This window comes from Streptomyces sp. NPDC002640, assembly GCF_053592575.1.
This window is the reverse complement of sequence record NZ_JBSFVZ010000009.1, coordinates 190260-206042: the sequence shown is the minus strand read 5'-3', so window position 1 is coordinate 206042 and position 15783 is coordinate 190260. Positions and strand designations below refer to the sequence as shown.

At 71.7% G+C, this 15783-nt stretch carries 10 protein-coding genes and 1 pseudogene; 8 read left to right on the top strand and 3 right to left on the bottom strand.

Going from position 1 to position 15783, the window contains the following annotated elements:
- Nucleotides 1–228 precede the first annotated feature (228 nt).
- From ACWD3O_RS14855 to ACWD3O_RS14845, 3 genes are all read left to right on the top strand, one after another.
- Nucleotides 229–1767 carry an IucA/IucC family protein gene (locus tag ACWD3O_RS14855; RefSeq protein ID WP_451416106.1) on the top strand — a complete coding sequence of 513 codons (1539 nt, stop codon included), beginning with the start codon at nucleotides 229–231 and terminating at the stop codon, nucleotides 1765–1767.
- A 186-nt stretch (nucleotides 1768–1953) separates the two neighbouring features.
- Complete coding sequence (locus ACWD3O_RS14850; RefSeq protein ID WP_451413394.1) at nucleotides 1954–2184, top strand: DUF2945 domain-containing protein; 231 nt, start codon at nucleotides 1954–1956, stop codon at nucleotides 2182–2184.
- A 5-nt stretch (nucleotides 2185–2189) separates the two neighbouring features.
- A complete protein-coding gene (locus tag ACWD3O_RS14845) occupies nucleotides 2190–2522 on the top strand; it encodes a DUF3140 domain-containing protein (RefSeq protein ID WP_356135107.1) in 333 nt (110 codons plus the stop codon).
- Between the two features lie 135 nt (nucleotides 2523–2657).
- Here ACWD3O_RS14845 and ACWD3O_RS14840 read toward each other — a convergent pair whose 3' ends face one another.
- Nucleotides 2658–4112, bottom strand: coding sequence for an endo-1,4-beta-xylanase (locus tag ACWD3O_RS14840; protein WP_451416105.1), 1455 nt, complete (start codon nucleotides 4110–4112; stop codon nucleotides 2658–2660).
- 106 nt (nucleotides 4113–4218) lie between these two features.
- Nucleotides 4219–5184, bottom strand: coding sequence for a glycoside hydrolase family 6 protein (locus tag ACWD3O_RS14835; protein WP_451411421.1), 966 nt, complete (start codon nucleotides 5182–5184; stop codon nucleotides 4219–4221).
- A 488-nt stretch (nucleotides 5185–5672) separates the two neighbouring features.
- Here ACWD3O_RS14835 and ACWD3O_RS14830 point away from each other — a divergent pair, with 488 nt between their 5' ends.
- From ACWD3O_RS14830 to ACWD3O_RS14810, 5 genes and pseudogenes are all read left to right on the top strand, one after another.
- Nucleotides 5673–6686 (top strand): LacI family DNA-binding transcriptional regulator, encoded by a 1014-nt coding sequence (locus ACWD3O_RS14830; protein ID WP_451416104.1) that lies wholly within the window; start codon nucleotides 5673–5675, stop codon nucleotides 6684–6686.
- Between the two features lie 571 nt (nucleotides 6687–7257).
- A complete protein-coding gene (locus tag ACWD3O_RS14825; RefSeq protein ID WP_451411419.1) occupies nucleotides 7258–8700 on the top strand; it encodes a non-reducing end alpha-L-arabinofuranosidase family hydrolase in 1443 nt (480 codons plus the stop codon).
- Between the two features lie 175 nt (nucleotides 8701–8875).
- On the top strand, nucleotides 8876–10543 hold the full coding sequence (locus ACWD3O_RS14820; RefSeq protein WP_451416103.1) for a glycoside hydrolase family 27 protein: 1668 nt from the start codon (nucleotides 8876–8878) through the stop codon (nucleotides 10541–10543).
- A gap of 196 nt (nucleotides 10544–10739) precedes the next feature.
- Nucleotides 10740–12401: pseudogene (locus ACWD3O_RS14815) on the top strand (glycoside hydrolase family 43 protein); the annotation flags it as partial.
- Between the two features lie 638 nt (nucleotides 12402–13039).
- Nucleotides 13040–13966, top strand: coding sequence for a HipA family kinase (locus ACWD3O_RS14810; RefSeq protein ID WP_451416102.1), 927 nt, complete (start codon nucleotides 13040–13042; stop codon nucleotides 13964–13966).
- A gap of 70 nt (nucleotides 13967–14036) precedes the next feature.
- Here the strand turns inward: ACWD3O_RS14810 and aceB are convergent, their stop codons facing one another.
- Nucleotides 14037–15659: a malate synthase A gene (aceB, locus tag ACWD3O_RS14805; RefSeq protein ID WP_451416101.1), complete on the bottom strand. Its 1623-nt coding sequence runs from the start codon at nucleotides 15657–15659 to the stop codon at nucleotides 14037–14039.
- Nucleotides 15660–15783 lie beyond the last annotated feature (124 nt).

The window sequence follows — 15783 nt, the reverse complement described above, 5'->3', positions numbered from 1 at the left end:
TGGTCCGAACGCTCCGGCGAGGACGGCCGACGGCCTCCCGCCCCTGTCGTGGCTCTCGCGACTCCGAGAGCCGCACCAAGATCTTTCAGCCCGGAGCGCCTCTTGTCCAGGGCGTCCCGCGCACGTGGCCGTCCCGCGCCCCTCCCGCCGAGGCCCACTTCGCCCCCGTGCCGATGCCGGAGATACTGACCGCGACCGCGCCGCCGGACGAACGGACCACCACCGCACATGCCCCCCATCGCGGACCTCGGCGAGAGCGCCGACGCCTACGCCGGCACCCCCCTCCTCAACTGCCTGCTGCGCGAGGTGGCACACCCCGAGGACGGCGGGAACCAGGACGACGCCGGCCGGCACGTCCACCGGCTCGCGGGCAGCGGACGACTGCTGCGCGTACGGGGAACCCGCCGCCCGGCCGAGCCCGAGGTCCGCGGGGAACACGGCTGGCGGCGGCTGGACCACACGGAACTGGTCAAACTCGCCGCCGAGGAACTGCGCCTGCACACCGGCCTCACCAACGACGAACTGCCCGGCGAGATGCTCGACAGCCGCGACGCGGTCGCCGCCCTGCTCGCCGCCCGCGCCACGGCCACCGCGCCGGACGACCCGTACCTGCGCTCCGAACAGGCCCTGATCACCGGGCACCCCTTCCATCCCGCCCCCAAGGCCCGCGGCGGCGGCCCCGCCGCGGCCTGGCTGCCGTACGCGCCGGAGGCACACGCCCGCTTCCCGCTGACCCTGCTCGCGGTGCGGGAGGACACCGTCGTCCATGAGGGTGACCCGACCGCCCTGGACGGCCTGGGCGAGGCGCCGCCCGGATACCGGCTGCTGCCCGCCCACCCGTGGCAACTGGCACTGGTGGCCGGCAACCCCGAGATCCGCCAGGCCTTCGCCGACGGCCGGCTGCTGCGCCTGGGGACGACCACCGAGTCCGCCGGCCCGACCGCGGCCGTACGCACCGTCCACCTGCCGCGGGCGGACCTCTTCGCCAAGTTCAGCCTGGACGTGCGGATCACCAACGACATCCGGCGCCTGTGGCGCCACGACCTGCTGCGCCTGCGCGGCACCGACGAGGTCGTCACCACCGCCCTGGCGGCCCTGCCCGCCGAGGAGTCGGCCGGGGCCGCCTGGCTGAGCGACCGCGGGTACCGGACGGCGGCCTTCGCCTTCGAGGAACTGGCCGTCCTGGTCCGCGACGGCCTCACCGCCCACCTGCCGCAGGGCTCCACCGCGTTGCTGGCCGCGGCCCTCGCCGAGGGCTTCGACGGCAACCCGCTCGACCGGATCACCGACCCCGGAACCTGGTGGACGGCGTACCTCCGCCGCGTGGTCCCGCCCGCGCTGTACCTCTTCCACCGGCACGGGGTGGTCCTCGAGGCCCACCTGCAGAACTGCCTGATCGCCGTGGACCGGACCGGAACGCCGGTACGGGCCCTGTTCCGCGACGCCGAGGGGGTGAAGACCGTGCCGCCCACCGCCCGGGAGGCGGGCTGGGAACGCCTGGTCTACTGCCTGGTCGTGAACCATCTGGGCGAACTGGCCGAGGCCCTCCGGGAACGGCATCCCGGGCTGGACCCGTGGTCCGCGGTCCGCCGCGAGCTCGCCCGGCACGACATCCCGGAGGTCCGGCGGCTGCTCGGCCGGCCCACGCTGCCCGGCAAGACCAACCTGCTGCTGCGCTGGGCCGGGGCGGACGGCGCGGACGCCCGCTACCTGCCGCTGCCGAACCCGCTGGTGGGAGCGGGCCGAGGACGCCGCGGGGGGCGGTGAGCGCGGGAGGAGGGCCGGGACCGCCGCACGGCCGGTGCGGCCGGTGCGGCCGGGGTGGCCGGGGTGGCCGGTCCGGGGGTGCGGCCCGCGGCGGGTCCGGGCTGCGGCCCGCGGCGGGAGCGCTCACCCTGGGAAGGGACGCCCGCGAGAGGCGCGACGCGTCGGCACCGGCGAAGGGAGCGGTCCATGGCCAAGGACGACGGGCCCAAGAAGCTGAAGAAGGGCGACGAGGTCGCCTGGAAGAGCCACGGCAGCGAGACCGAGGGCACGGTGGAGAAGAAGATCACCGAACGGACCGAGGCGGCCGGACGCACCGTCGACGCCTCCTCCGACGACCCGCAGTACCAGGTCCGCAGCGAGAAGTCCGGGAAGTCCGCCGTGCACAAGCCGTCGGCGCTGAAGAAGAAGGGCAAGTGACCGGCGTGGACGAGGACGACCGGAAGGAGACCTGGGACGACTTCCGGGAGGTGGTGAACATGAAACCGGCCGACCTGGAGAAATGGCTCGCCACCCCCGAGTCGCAGGAGGCCGGGCAGCACAAGGACGGCGGCGAGTCCACCGGCCACGCCTCGGGCCGCCGGATCGTGGAGATCCTGGGCGCCAAGAAGGGCGACCTCTCCGACGACGACTACGCGCACATGCGGAAGGTGGTCGGATACGTCCGGCGGCACCTCGCCCAGCGGCCCTCGGGCGACGTGCGCGACAGCCGCTGGAGGCACTCGCTCATGAACTGGGGCCACGACCCGCTGGCCTGACCGGCGCGGGTGCGGTCGAACCGGCTGCCGGGCGTCGAACCCGCCTCGAAGAGGGGGCGGCATCCACCGCTGCCTCGGTGCCCTCGGCCGCGATCGCGGCCGAGGGCACCGGTGGAACTCCCCGAGACGGGTCCGTCAGGTGCGGGTCCAGCGCTGGTTGCTGCCGTTCGAGCAGGAGTAGAGCTGGATCAGGGTGCCGTTGGCGGTGCCGGCTCCGACGGCGTCGAGGCAGAGGCCGGACTGGACGCCGACGATCGAACCGTCGGAGTTCAGGCGCCACTTCTGGTTGTCGCCGCCCCAGCAGCTGTAGATCTGGACCCGGGTGCCGTTGCCGGTGCCTCCGGCGTCCAGGCACTTGTTGCCGTAGACCCTGAGCTCACCCGCCGCGGTGAACGACCACTGCTGGTTGGAGCCGTTGTTGCAGTCCCACAGCTGGACCTGGGTCCCGTCCGTGGTGGTGGCGTTGGGCACGTCCAGGCAGCGGCCCGAGCCCACGCCCTTGATCTGACCGGCACCGGAGGGCGGAGTCGGGGTCGGCGTGGGGCCGGGGTCGGACGAGGCGTTGTTGAGGGCGTTGAGGACCGCGGTGTACGCGGGCTTCTTGCTGCCGTCGTTGTTGAACAGCAGCGGAGTGTCCCCGGACCGCCAGGAGTCGCTGTCGCGCACGCCCCACACGGTGATGCCGAGGCAGCGCGGCACGGCCAGGCAGTCGTTGACCACGTTGGCGTAGGTCGTGGCGGAGGCGCCCTGGATGTCGAGCTCGGTGACGGCCACGTCGACGCCGAGGGCGGCGAAGTTCTGCAGCGTGGTGCGGAAGTTGCTGTTGTAGGGGCTGCCGCTGTTGAAGTGGGCCTGGAAGCCGACGCAGTCGATCGGCACGCCGCGCTGCTTGAAGTCGCGGACCATGTTGTACATGGCCTGGGTCTTGGCCCAGGTCCAGTTCTCGACGTTGTAGTCGTTGTAGCAGAGCTTGGCGGCCGGGTCGGCGGCGCGTGCGGTGCGGAAGGCGACCTCGATCCAGTCGTTGCCGGTGCGCTGCAGGTTGGAGTCGCGCCGGGCTCCGGAACTGCCGTCCTGGAAAGCCTCGTTCACGACGTCCCACTGGGCGATCTTGCCCTTGTAGTGGCCCATCACGCCGTTGATGTGGTCGATCATCGCCTGGCGCAGCGTGCTGCCGCTGAGGCCCTGCATCCAGGCGGGCTGCTGGGAGTGCCAGGCCAGGGTGTGGCCGCGCACCTGCTTGCCGTTCTGCACCGCCCAGTTGAAGACGCGGTCGGCGGAGGTGAAGTTGAACTGACCCCGCTGCGGCTGGGTCGCGTCGATCTTCATCTCGTTCTCGGCCGTCACCGAGTTGAACTCGCGGTTCGCGATCGTCGTGTACGCCGAGTCGCCGAGCCTGCCCGAGGCGATCGCGGTGCCGAAGTACCGGCCGCTCTGCGCCGCGGCGGCGCCGAGCGTGCTCTCGGCGGCGCTCGCGGTCGGCGGCCCGACCAGTGCGGTGGCCAGGCCGACGGCGCCGACGAGCAGGGCCAGTAACAGGCTGCGGATCTTCCGTCGGACAGGGAGTCCGGGAAGGGCTGAGGAGCCCATGGATGTGCCTCCAGGGTGGTCATCGGGGGAGAGGGGTGAGGGGTGTGAGGGGGGAGGAACGAGGGACGCGCCGTCGGCGGGGCCGGCCGCGCCGCGTCCCCCGTGCTCAGTAGCCGTAGATCATCTTGTAGGCGACCTCGGGGAGGAACTGGCCGGCCGAAGAGCCGCCTCCGACGCCGCAGTTGCCGTCGGACTCACCCGGCGTCTTGATCCACAGCAGCATCTCGGCGCCCCCGCCCAGCTGGGTGGGCGTGCCGATCCGGCGGCCGGAGGGATTGCACCACTGGCCGTTGGAGCCGTTGCCGTTGCGGCTGGTGTCCACCACGAACGGCTTGGTGTAGCCGTAGCGGGAGCTCAGCGCGCTGTTGATCGCGTTGCCGTAGGCCGTGTTCTGCTGCGTGGTGAAGTAGTTGGAGACGTTCAGCGAGAATCCGTGGGCCTGCCGGAGGCCGGCCTCGTGGAGACGGCGGGCCATGGTGGCCGCGTCGGCCCAGCCCGGGTTGCCGGCGTCCATGTACACCCAGGTGTTGGGGGCCTGGCGGCTGAACTCCGAGAGGGCGCCGGTGAGCATGGCCTCGCGCTCGTCGATCTGCGCCTGGTTCATGCACCCGTAGTCCCCGAGGGAGTCCGGCTCCAGGATGACGACGGCGGGACGACTGCCGATCCCTCCGGCGAACTGGGCCACCCAGCTCGCGTAGGCGGACGGCGAGGAGGCTCCGCCCGCGGAGTGTCCGCCGCAGTAGTCGCGGTGGTAGATGTTGTAGGCGACCATGACGGGCAGCTTGTCCCTGCTGTCCGCGGCACCCGCGTACGCCCCGGTGGCCGTGCCGATGGTGCCGCTCCACGAGCCGAACCAGCGGGCCATGGGCGTGTTGGCTATCGAGGAGTTGATCGCCGCGGCCCGGCCGTCGCCGGGGTTCGCGGCGGCCCACCGCTTGGCGCTGGAGTCGGGGTCCACGTAGAACCCGCTGGTCATGGTGGTCGGGTCGGCGGCGTGGGCGGACGGGGCGGCGGTGAACGCGAGCGGCAGGGCGCAGAGCGCTGCCAGCAGGGTGCGGACATTGCGGCGCATGTGGGTACCTCGGTTTCCTGGCGATGACGCGCCGCCGGACCTCGTCCCGAGCGGGCGACGCGCTGAAGGAAGTGCGGGCGGTGCGACGTCCCCGTGCGATGCCGTCCTTCGGAGGGACGACACGGGCAGGAACTCGAACTGACCTCGAGGGAGCGCTCCCAAACTGGAACCGCTTCCAGCCCTGAGTTCAGGGATGCCATCGGTAAGGTTGTGGCGTTCCGCTTTCGCTGTCAAGGCTCCGGGTGAGCCCGGTCGTCGAACCGACGGGAACGGGCCGCGTTTGACTGGAAGCGATCCCAGCCCGATCGCGGAGTCCGATCCCAGCCCGATCGCGGAGTCCGATCCCGGCCCGATCTCGGAGTCCGATCGCGGAGCTCTCCTGGCGGTGCCCGTGACGTCGTCCCCCGGTCCACGGCCCCGCCCCTCCGGGGGAGCGGCGCCATGGGTGAGGATGGTGCCGTCCGGTCGACAGGAGAGGAACGCGTTTCATGGCACAGGATGCGCCCCGCCGGCAGCCGACGCTCGACGAGGTGGCCGAACTGGCAGGCGTGTCACGCTCGGTGGCCTCCCGCGCCCTCAACAACGCCCCGCACGTCGCCCGCGTCAAACGCGAGGCGGTCGAACGGGCCGTGCGCCGCCTCGGGTACGTGCCCAACTCGACAGCTCGGGCGCTGGCCACCCGGCAGACGGGCGCGGCCGCCCTGGTCGTCTCCGGGGAGGACCCGTCGATCTTCGCGGACCCGTTCTTCGCCCAGGTGATCGTCGGCGCGTCGGCCGCCCTGGAGGAGGCGGACCTGCACCTGATGCTGTGTCTGGCCGCGTCCGACCGGGGTCGCAGGAGGGTGGAGGAACTCCTCCGGTCCAACGGCGCGGACGGCGTGATGCTGATGGCGCTGCGCCAGGACGACCCGCTTGCCCGGATGGCCGAGAGGGCGACGATGCCCGTCGTGTTCGGCGGCCGGCCGGTCGGCTCGGTGCCGCGCTGGTACGTGGACGTCGACAACGCGGGGGGTGCGCGCGAGGCGACCGAGTACCTGATCTCGCGCGGTCGCACGCGCGTGGCCGCCCTCTGCGGCCGGCTGGACACCGAGGCCGGACGCGCCCGGTACCGCGGGTACCGGGACGCCGTGCTGGCGGCCGGACTCGACCCGTTCCCGCCCCGGGAGGGGGACTTCACCGAGAGCGGCGGGGCCGCCGCCATGTCCGAGCTGCTCGCCGAACACCCCGACGTCGACGCGGTGTTCGCCGCCAACGACAACATGGGAGTGGGAGCGCTGCGCGCGCTGCGCGAGGCCGGCCGGAGAGTCCCGGACGACGTCGCCGTGGTGGGCTTCGACGACCTGGCCGTCGCGCGGATGTCGGACCCGCCGCTCACCACCGTGCACCAGCCCATACAGGCCCTCGGCCGGGAGATGGCGCGCATGCTCGCCGCCCTCGTCAACGGGCAGGATCCCACCGCGCTGATCCTGCCCACCCGGCTGGTCGTCCGCGCCAGCGCCTGACGGCGATGCCGGGAGCGCGACGCCCAGGGCGGGAGCCCGGGGACGTGCGCATTCGGTGTTAGCGATAACAACTCGGCCCGTGGCTTGTACCCGTCGCCCTGCTCGCCGAGGCGTGCGGCCGGGGTGGAAGCGACCCGGGCCGGCCGAGCGGCGTGTGCGACGTGCTCACCCGTGGTCGGTCCGTATCCCCGCAGTCATCCGTCCGGCACGTTGCCGGATGCCCTGAAAGATCGACAAACCGCTGTTCAGTGCCGTGCTGCGGCACGCCGGGGGCACGCGCGCGGGCGTGATCCACCGACCCTCACCCCCGACGGTCGTCCGGCCGTCTTCGTCGGCCCGGCGGTGATTTCCGTTGCACGAGCCTGGCCTCCCCGTGGTGTTAGCGGTAACAATCGACAGCGTCACAGTCCCATCCGTTCCCTCTCGCTCGATGGCACTCGACCTCCTTCCGGAGGTGGGGCACGGTGTGCGTCGAGTGCGAACGGTCCGTGGACGCACAGCGTCACACCGACAGTCCGGACGGTCCCCACGGGTCGGGCCGGAACCCTTTGCCCAAGACGAGGAAGTCCTCATGCGCAGAGAGAATCTCCACCGCAGGCATCTGTCCGCGGTGTTCTCCGCCGCGGTCGCGGTGCTCGCCGCGCTGGCGGCGATGCTGGTGGCCGAACCGGCCCAGGCGGCCAGTAGCGGCGCCTTGCGTCACGCCGCCTCCGGCCGCTGTCTCGACCTGCCCAACTCCAACACCGCCAACGGCACGTACCTGCAGATCTACGACTGCAACGGGCAGTCCAACCAGCAGTGGACGCTGACGGACAGCAACCAGCTGACCGTCCTCGGCCGGTGCCTGGACGTTCCGGGGCACTCGACCACGGCCGGTGTCCAGCTGCAGATCTATGCGTGCAGCGGCGGCGCCAACCAGCAGTGGCGGGTGAACTCCGACGGCACGATCGTCGGCGTGCAGTCAGGACTGTGCCTGGACGCGAAGGACAACGGCACGGCCAACGGCACTCGGGTGCAGCTGTGGACGTGCACCGGCAGCAACAACCAGAAGTGGAGCGGTCTGACCGGTGGCGGCGGGCCGACCCCGACCACGCCTCCGCCTTCGGGCTCGTGTTCCCTCCCGTCGACGTACCGGTGGTCCTCCACGGGTGCGCTGGCGCAGCCGAAGAGCGGCTGGGTGTCGCTGAAGGACTTCTCCGCCGTCAAGCACAACGGCAAGTACCTGGTCTACGGGTCCTACTCGACGGGCTCCTCCTACGGCTCGATGGCGTTCACGCCGTTCACCAACTGGTCCGACATGGCCTCGACCGGCCAGAACGGGATGAGCCAGGCCGCGGTCGCGCCGACGCTCTTCTACTTCGCGCCGAAGAACATCTGGGTGCTCGCCTACCAGTGGGGCCCGGCGGCCTTCATGTACCGCACCTCGAGCGACCCCACCAACGCCAACGGCTGGTCCTCCCCGCAGCCGCTGTTCACCGGCAGCATCTCCGGTTCGGACACGGGTCCGATCGACCAGACGCTGATCGCGGACGGCCAGAACATGTACCTGTTCTTCGCCGGTGACAACGGGAAGATCTACCGGGCGAGCATGCCGATCGGGAACTTCCCCAGCAGCTTCGGCTCGTCGTACACGACCATCATGAGCGACACCAAGGCCAACCTGTTCGAGGCCGTCCAGGTCTACAAGGTCCAGGGCCAGAACCAGTACCTCATGATCGTCGAGGCGATGGGCGCCAACGGCCGCTACTTCCGCTCGTTCACGTCCTCCAGCCTGAACGGCTCCTGGACACCGCAGGCGGCCAGTGAGAGCAACCCGTTCGCGGGCAAGGCCAACAGCGGCGCCACCTGGACCAACGACATCAGCCACGGTGACCTGGTCCGCAACAACCCCGACCAGACCATGACCATCGACCCCTGCAACCTCCAGCTCCTCTACCAGGGCAAGGCCCCGAACTCGGGAGGCGACTACAACGCCCTCCCGTACCGGCCGGGCATCCTCACCCTGCAGCGCTGACGCGCACCACGTCGAGGAACCCCGGCCGCATGTCGGCCGGGGTTCCTTCCCCGGCGCGCGGGCCGGAGGGTGCCGGGCGGACGGGGCCGTCTCGCAGGAGATCCAGGTCCGCCCGCCGATCCTCCACGATCTGCTGGCCCGAACGCAGCCTGAACCCGATGTCGAAGGGACGACGATGACCGCACGATTACCCAGGCGACTGTCATGCCTCCTCACCGCCGCGGCCGCGGTGCCGGCTCTCCTGGTGGCCACGCTCCAGGCGCCCGAGGCGCAGGCCGCGCCCGAGGTGCAGGCCGCCGCACCCGGCAGCCCGGCCCTCACGCCGCCCATGGGGTGGAACAGCTGGAACAGCTTCGGCTGCCAGATCACCGAGACACAGGTCCGCCAGGCCGCCGAGGCGATGGTCTCCTCCGGGATGCGGGCCGCGGGCTACCAGTACGTGGTCGTCGACGACTGCTGGTTCGACCCGCAGCGTGACGCCCAGGGCAACCTGCGCGCCCACCCCACCAAGTTCCCCAGTGGCATGAAGGCGCTCGGGGACCACATCCACTCCCTGGGCCTGAAGTTCGGCATCTACCAGGCGCCGAACGAGAAGACCTGCGCCCAGGGCAGCGGCGCCTTCCCCGGAGCCACCGGAAGCCTCGGCCACGAGGCACAGGACGCCCGCACCTTCGCCTCCTGGGGTGTGGACTACCTCAAGTACGACTGGTGCTCCGGCAACGGCACCCGCGACGAGCAGGTCGCCCGGTTCGGCATCATGCGTGACGCGCTGCGCGCCACGGGGCGTCCGATCGTCTACAGCGTCAACCCCAACAGCTACCACGCCATCACCGGCGACAAGTACAACTGGGGCCAGGTCGCCGACATGTGGCGCACCACCGAGGACCTGCTGGACATCTGGCAGAACGGCAACACCAACAGCTACCCGATGGGCGTGGGCAACGTCCTGGACGTCACGGCGCCCCTGGCCGCCCAGTCCGGCCCCGGGCACTGGAACGACCCGGACATGCTGGTGGTCGGACGGCCCGGACTCACCCTGCACCAGTCGCGCTCGCACTTCGCGCTGTGGGCGCTCATGGGCTCGCCGTTGATGGCGGGCAACGACGTGCGGTCTATGTCCGCCGACGTCAGCGCCGTGCTGCGCAATCCGCGGCTGATCGCGGTCGACCAGGACCCTCTGGGCGCCGGCGGACGGCGGGTGCGCGACGACGGGAACACCGAGGTCTTCGCGAAGGAGCTGTCCGACGGCTCGGTGGCCGTGGGGCTGTTCAACCGCGGCGGCTCCACCGCGACCGTGAGCACCACCGCGGCCCAGATCGGGCTGTCCGGCAGCTCGTTCACCCTGACCGACCTGTGGACCGGTGCCAACTCGACGAGCGGCGGCCAGATCTCGGCCTCGGTCCCCTCCCACGGCATCGCGGTGTTCCGGGTGTCCGGCGGCACCCCGCTGTCCCACCAGACCTCGCGGCTGCGCGGCACCGGCTCCGGCCGCTGCGTGGACGTGGACGACGCCTCCACCGCCTCGGGCGCGACCGTCCTCGTCTGGGACTGCCACTCCGCCGCCAACCAGTTGTGGACGACGTGGGCGGGCGGCGAGATCCGGGTGTTCGGCGACAAGTGCCTCGACGCCCACGAGCGGGGCACCGCCAACGGCACCCGGGTGATCACCTGGCCGTGCAACGGCCAGGACAACCAGAAGTGGACCCTGGCCTCCGACGGGTCGATCCGCAACACCCTCTCCGGCCTCTGCCTGGACGTCGAGGGGGCCGCCACGGCCAACGGAAGCCGGCTCGTCCTGTGGACCTGCAACGGGCAGAGCAACCAGAAGTGGAGCCGCAGCTGACGAGGTGACCGCCGCGGGGCGCCCGCGCCGACCGGTCCTCCCGGCGGCGCGCGGCCCGACGCCGCCCCCGCCCCGGTCGGCGCCCGTCGCCGTTGTCGCCCGTGCACGCTCCCTGCCGGACGGTCCGTCCGGCAGGGAGGCGGCCGGCTCTTCCTCTGCCCCTCGCCCCCACCGTCACGAAGGAGCACCCCCCCCCATGTCCTGGCTCCACCACCCCCTGAGCCGCCGAACCGTCTTCACGGCGGCCACCGGCGCCGCCCTCGCCGCTGCCGCGCCCCGCGCCCAGGCGGCTCCCGTCCCCGGCGCGGCCACCCCCGCGGCGAGCGCCCTGGCCGCGGCCACCCCCGCGGCGAGCGCCCTGGCCGCGGGCGCCTACACCAACCCCGTCGTCTGGCAGGACTTCGCGGACGTCGACATCATCCGGGTCGCCGACACCTACTACATGTCGGCGTCCACCATGCACTACTCACCAGGGGCCCCCGTCCTGCGCTCGTGGAACCTGGTCGACTGGGAGCTCGCGGGCCACTCGGTGCCGGTGCTCGACTTCGGCGCCAAGTACGACCTGTCCGGCGGCCGCGGATACGTGCGCGGCATCTGGGCGTCCTCGCTCAACCACCGCCGCAGCGACGACACCTTCTACTGGATCGGTCAGATCGACTTCGCGCGGACGTACGTGTACACCGCCAGGACCGTCGAGGGTCCGTGGACGCGGCGTGCGGAGCTGCCGCAGGTCTACTACGACGCGGGGCTGCTCGTGGACGACGACGACACCCTGTACGTGGCCTACGGCAACACCCGTCTCAGCGTCGCCCAGCTCTCCGGCGACGCCCGCAGCCAGGTCCGGGCACAGGAGGTGTTCGTCACCCCCTCCTCCGTCGGGACGCTGGAGGGGGCCCGCTTCTACAAGATCAACGGCCGCTACTACATCTTCGTCACCCGTCCGGCGAACGGCCAGTACGTCCTGAAGTCGGACTCCGGTCCGTTCGGCCCCCACACGATGAAGCAGTTGCTGCTGGACCTGCGGGGGCCGATACCCGGCGGAGGAGTCCCGCACCAGGGAGGACTGGTCAGCTCCCCGCAGGGCCAGTGGTACTACATGGCCTTCGTGGACGCCTACCCCGGCGGCCGCGTGCCGGCCCTCGCACCCGTCACCTGGACCTCCGACGGCTGGCCCGTCCTGCAACTGGTCGACGGCGCCTGGGGAGCCTCGTACCCCGCCCCCCAACTGCCGCCCCCGCCCCGCGCGACCAGGCCGCTCACCGGCGTCGACACCTTCCAGGGGCCCGCGCTCGGCCCCCGGTGGGAGTGGAACCACAACCCGGACACCAGCCGGTTCACCGTCGGCGGCGGGCTCACGCTGCGGACCGCCACCACCACCTTCGACCTGTACTCCGCCCGCAACACGCTCACCCACCGCATCCAGGGCCCCACCTCGACCGCGACGATCGTCCTCGACCACTCCGGCATGCGGGACGGCGACCGCAGCGGACTCGCCCTCCTGCGCGACTCCTCGGCCTGGATCGGTCTCAAGCGCGACAACGGCACGACCCGTGTGGTGATGGTCAACGGCATCACCATGGACAGCAACTGGAACACCAGCAGCACAGGAGCCGAGGCCGCCGGGGCGTCCGTCACGGGCAGCAGGATCTGGCTGCGCGCCACCGCCGACATCCGTCCGGGCAGCGGGCGCCAGGGACACTTCTCCTACAGCACCGACGGCGTCACCTTCTCCCCACTGGGGCCGGCCCTCACCCTCAAGAACGAGTGGCAGTTCTTCATGGGCTACCGCTTCGGCATCTTCAACTACGCCACCGTCGCGCTCGGCGGCTCCGTCCGCGTCGAGCGCTTCGAACTGACTCCGGGGACCGTCTCCGCGCCCGCCTCCGCCGTCCGCCTCCGGGCCCGGGTGAACGACCGCTACGTCTGCGCCGAGAACGCCGGGGCCTCCCCGCTGATCGCCAACCGCACCGGCGCCGGCGTCTGGGAGACCTTCGACATCGTCGACCTCTGCGGCGGCGACGTCGCCCTGCGGTCCCACGCCAACGGCCGCTTCGTCTGCGCCGACAACGCCGGGGCCTCCCCGCTGATCGCCAACCGCACCAGCGCGGGCAGCTGGGAGACGTTCCGCCGGGTCGACAACGCCGACGGCACCGTCAGCCTGCGCGCACGGGCGAACGACCGGTACGTCGGCGCAGCGGACGGCGGCGCCTCCCCGCTGATCGCCGACCGCACCTCGATCGGCCCCGGGGAGTCGTTCACCCTCGCCCCGGCCTGACCGGCCGGCGGCCTTCCGTGGTGCACACGTGTTCCCCGTGCGCACCACGCTGCCGTCGCCGCACCGCACTCCTCGCCGTCGATCACCCTCGGTTACTATGCTCACTTCATGCCCGAGGGACGGAAGCTCCCCACGGCTGATCGGATGATCCGCCAAGGTGGCGCCGTCGGAAAAACAGCCTCGGACGCAGGGTAGGTAACCGGTAGGGGCTCTGGAAGTTGATGAGAAACGTCGTGGCGACTCGCTACATCATGCCCCTGCGCTCCGGCGGGTCCGTGCCCGGCGTCGTGGAGGCCGACGACCTCGGCACCTACGTCCTGAAGTTCACCGGGTCGGCGCAGGGCCGCAAGGCGCTGGTCGCCGAGGTGATCGTCGGCGAACTGGGCCGGCGCCTCGGACTGCGGGTCCCGGAACTGGTACGGGCCCAGTTCGACCCCGCGCTCGGCGCGCACGAACCCCACCAGGAGGTCCGTGACCTGCTGAACGCCAGCGCGGGGCTGAACCTCGGCATGGACTACCTCTCCGGCGGCGTCGACCTCACCCCGGAGCTGGCCGAGACCTTCCGCGTGGATCCGCTGGAGGCCGGACGGGTCGTCTGGCTGGACGCCCTCACCGCCAACGTCGACCGCACGGTGCACAGCTCCAACCTGATGGTCTGGCCCACCCGCGGCACCGCCCCGGCCCGCCTCTGGCTGATCGACCACGGGGCCGCCCTGGTGTTCCACCACCGCTGGGACGGCACCGCGCCCGACAAGACGTACGACTTCCGGCACCACGCCCTCGGCCGGTACGCCCCGGACACCCGCGCCGCGGACGCCGAGCTGGCGCCCCGGGTCACCGAGGCGCTGCTGCGCGAAGTGGTCGCCGAGGTCCCCGACGAGTGGCTGACCGAGGAGGCCGGTCTCGACACCCCCGAGGCGGTCCGGGAGGCCTACGTCGGCTGGCTGGCCGCGAGGGCCGCCTGTTCGGCCGCGTGGCTGCCGACCGACTTCCCCGGCGCCGAGCAACTCGCCGCGGAGGAGGACGCCCGCCGCGAGAAGAGCCGCCGGGGCCGTCCCGGCTGGCTCCAGCGCGTCCCCGACCTGCACGGCAAGCCCGCCGCCGCGCAGGACTGGTCCGTCCACCTCGGCGACGCCGGCACCGACTGACCCCGGGGGCGGTGCCGCCACCCGGGGCCGGGGAGGCGGTGCCGCCACCCGGGGGGCCGCGGCGGCGGTGTCAGCTCATCAGGCTGCGGTAGGCCGGGAGGGTGAGGAACTCCTCGTACCGCTCGTCGAGCGCCACCTTCAGCAGCAGGTCGTGCGCCTCCTGCCAGCGCCCCGCGGCGAACGCCTCCTCGCCCAGCTCGGCCCGCAGGTTCTCCAGCTCCTCCGCGGCGACCCGGCGGGCCAGCTCCGGCGTGGCCTTCTCGCCGTTCTCGAACTCGACGCCCGCGTTGATCCACTGCCAGATCTGCGAGCGGGAAATCTCCGCCGTGGCCGCGTCCTCCATCAGGTTGAAGATGGCCACCGCGCCCAGACCGCGCAACCACGCCTCGATGTACCGCATCCCGACCTGCACCGCGTTCACCAGACCGGCGAAGGTGGGCCGCGCCTCCAGCGAGTCGACGGCGAGCAGGTCGGCGGCGCGCACGTCCACTTCCTCGCGCAGCCGGTCCTTCTGGTGCGGCCGGTCGCCCAGCACCGCGTCGAAGGACGCCTCGCACAGCGGCACCAGGTCGGGGTGCGCGACCCACGAGCCGTCGAACCCGTCGCCCGCCTCGCGGTCCTTGTCGGCCCGCACCTTCTCCAGCGCGACCTTGTTGACCTCCTCGTCCCGCCGCGACGGGATGAACGCCGCCATGCCGCCGATGGCGTGCGCGCCCCGCTTGTGGCAGGTGCGGACCAGCAGCTCGGTGTAGGCCCGCATGAACGGGGCCGTCATCGTGACCGAGTTGCGGTCCGGCAGCACGAACGCGGGACCGCAGTCACGGAAGTTCTTCACGATGGAGAACAGGTAGTCCCAGCGGCCGGCGTTCAGGCCGGAGGCGTGCTCGCGCAGCTCGTAGAGGATCTCCTCCATCTCGTACGCGGCGGTGATCGTCTCGATCAGCACCGTCGCCCGCACCGAGCCCTGCGGAACGCCCAGTGCGTCCTGGGCGTGGACGAACACGTCGTTCCAGAGCCGGGCCTCCAGGTGCGACTCCAGCTTGGGCAGGTAGAAGTACGGCCCCTTGCCCATGTCCAGCAGCCGCCGGGCGTTGTGGAAGAAGTACAGCCCGAAGTCGACCAGGGCGCCCGGCACCTTCTCGCCGTCGACCTCCAGGTGACGCTCGTCCAGGTGCCAGCCGCGCGGCCGCATCACGACGGTCGCCAGTTCCCCGTCCGGGCGCAGCGCGTACGACTTGCCGGACGCCGGGTCGGTGAAGTCGATCTTCCGCGTGTAGGCGTCGATCAGGTTGAGCTGACCGAGCAGCACGTTCTCCCAGGTGGGGGAGAGGGCGTCCTCGAAGTCGGCGAGCCAGATCCGGGCGCCCGAGTTGAGCGCGTTGATCGTCATCTTGCGGTCGGTGGGACCGGTGATCTCGACCCGGCGGTCCTGCAGCGCCTCGGGACACGGGGCCACCCGCCAGGTGTCGTCCGCCCGGATCGCCGCCGTCTCGGGCAGGAAGTCGAGCGCGGCACTGCGGGCGATCGCTTCCCGGCGCCGCGCACGGCGCTCGAGAAGTTCGTCCCGTCGCGGGGTGAAGCGGCGGTGCAGCTCGGCCACGAAGGCGAGCGCCTCACCGGTCAGGACCTCCTCCTGCCGCGACAGGGGCTCGGCGTCGACGACGACGGCCGGGGACGAGGCGGGTGCGGACATGCGGACTCCTTCAGCAGAGGCACTTTCGCTACTCGGTACTACCCGTACGCCGGCGCCTCCGTACCACGTCGGCGCTCGCGTACTTCTGGACAGTGGACACCAGTTTCCTCATGGTGGAAAGGGG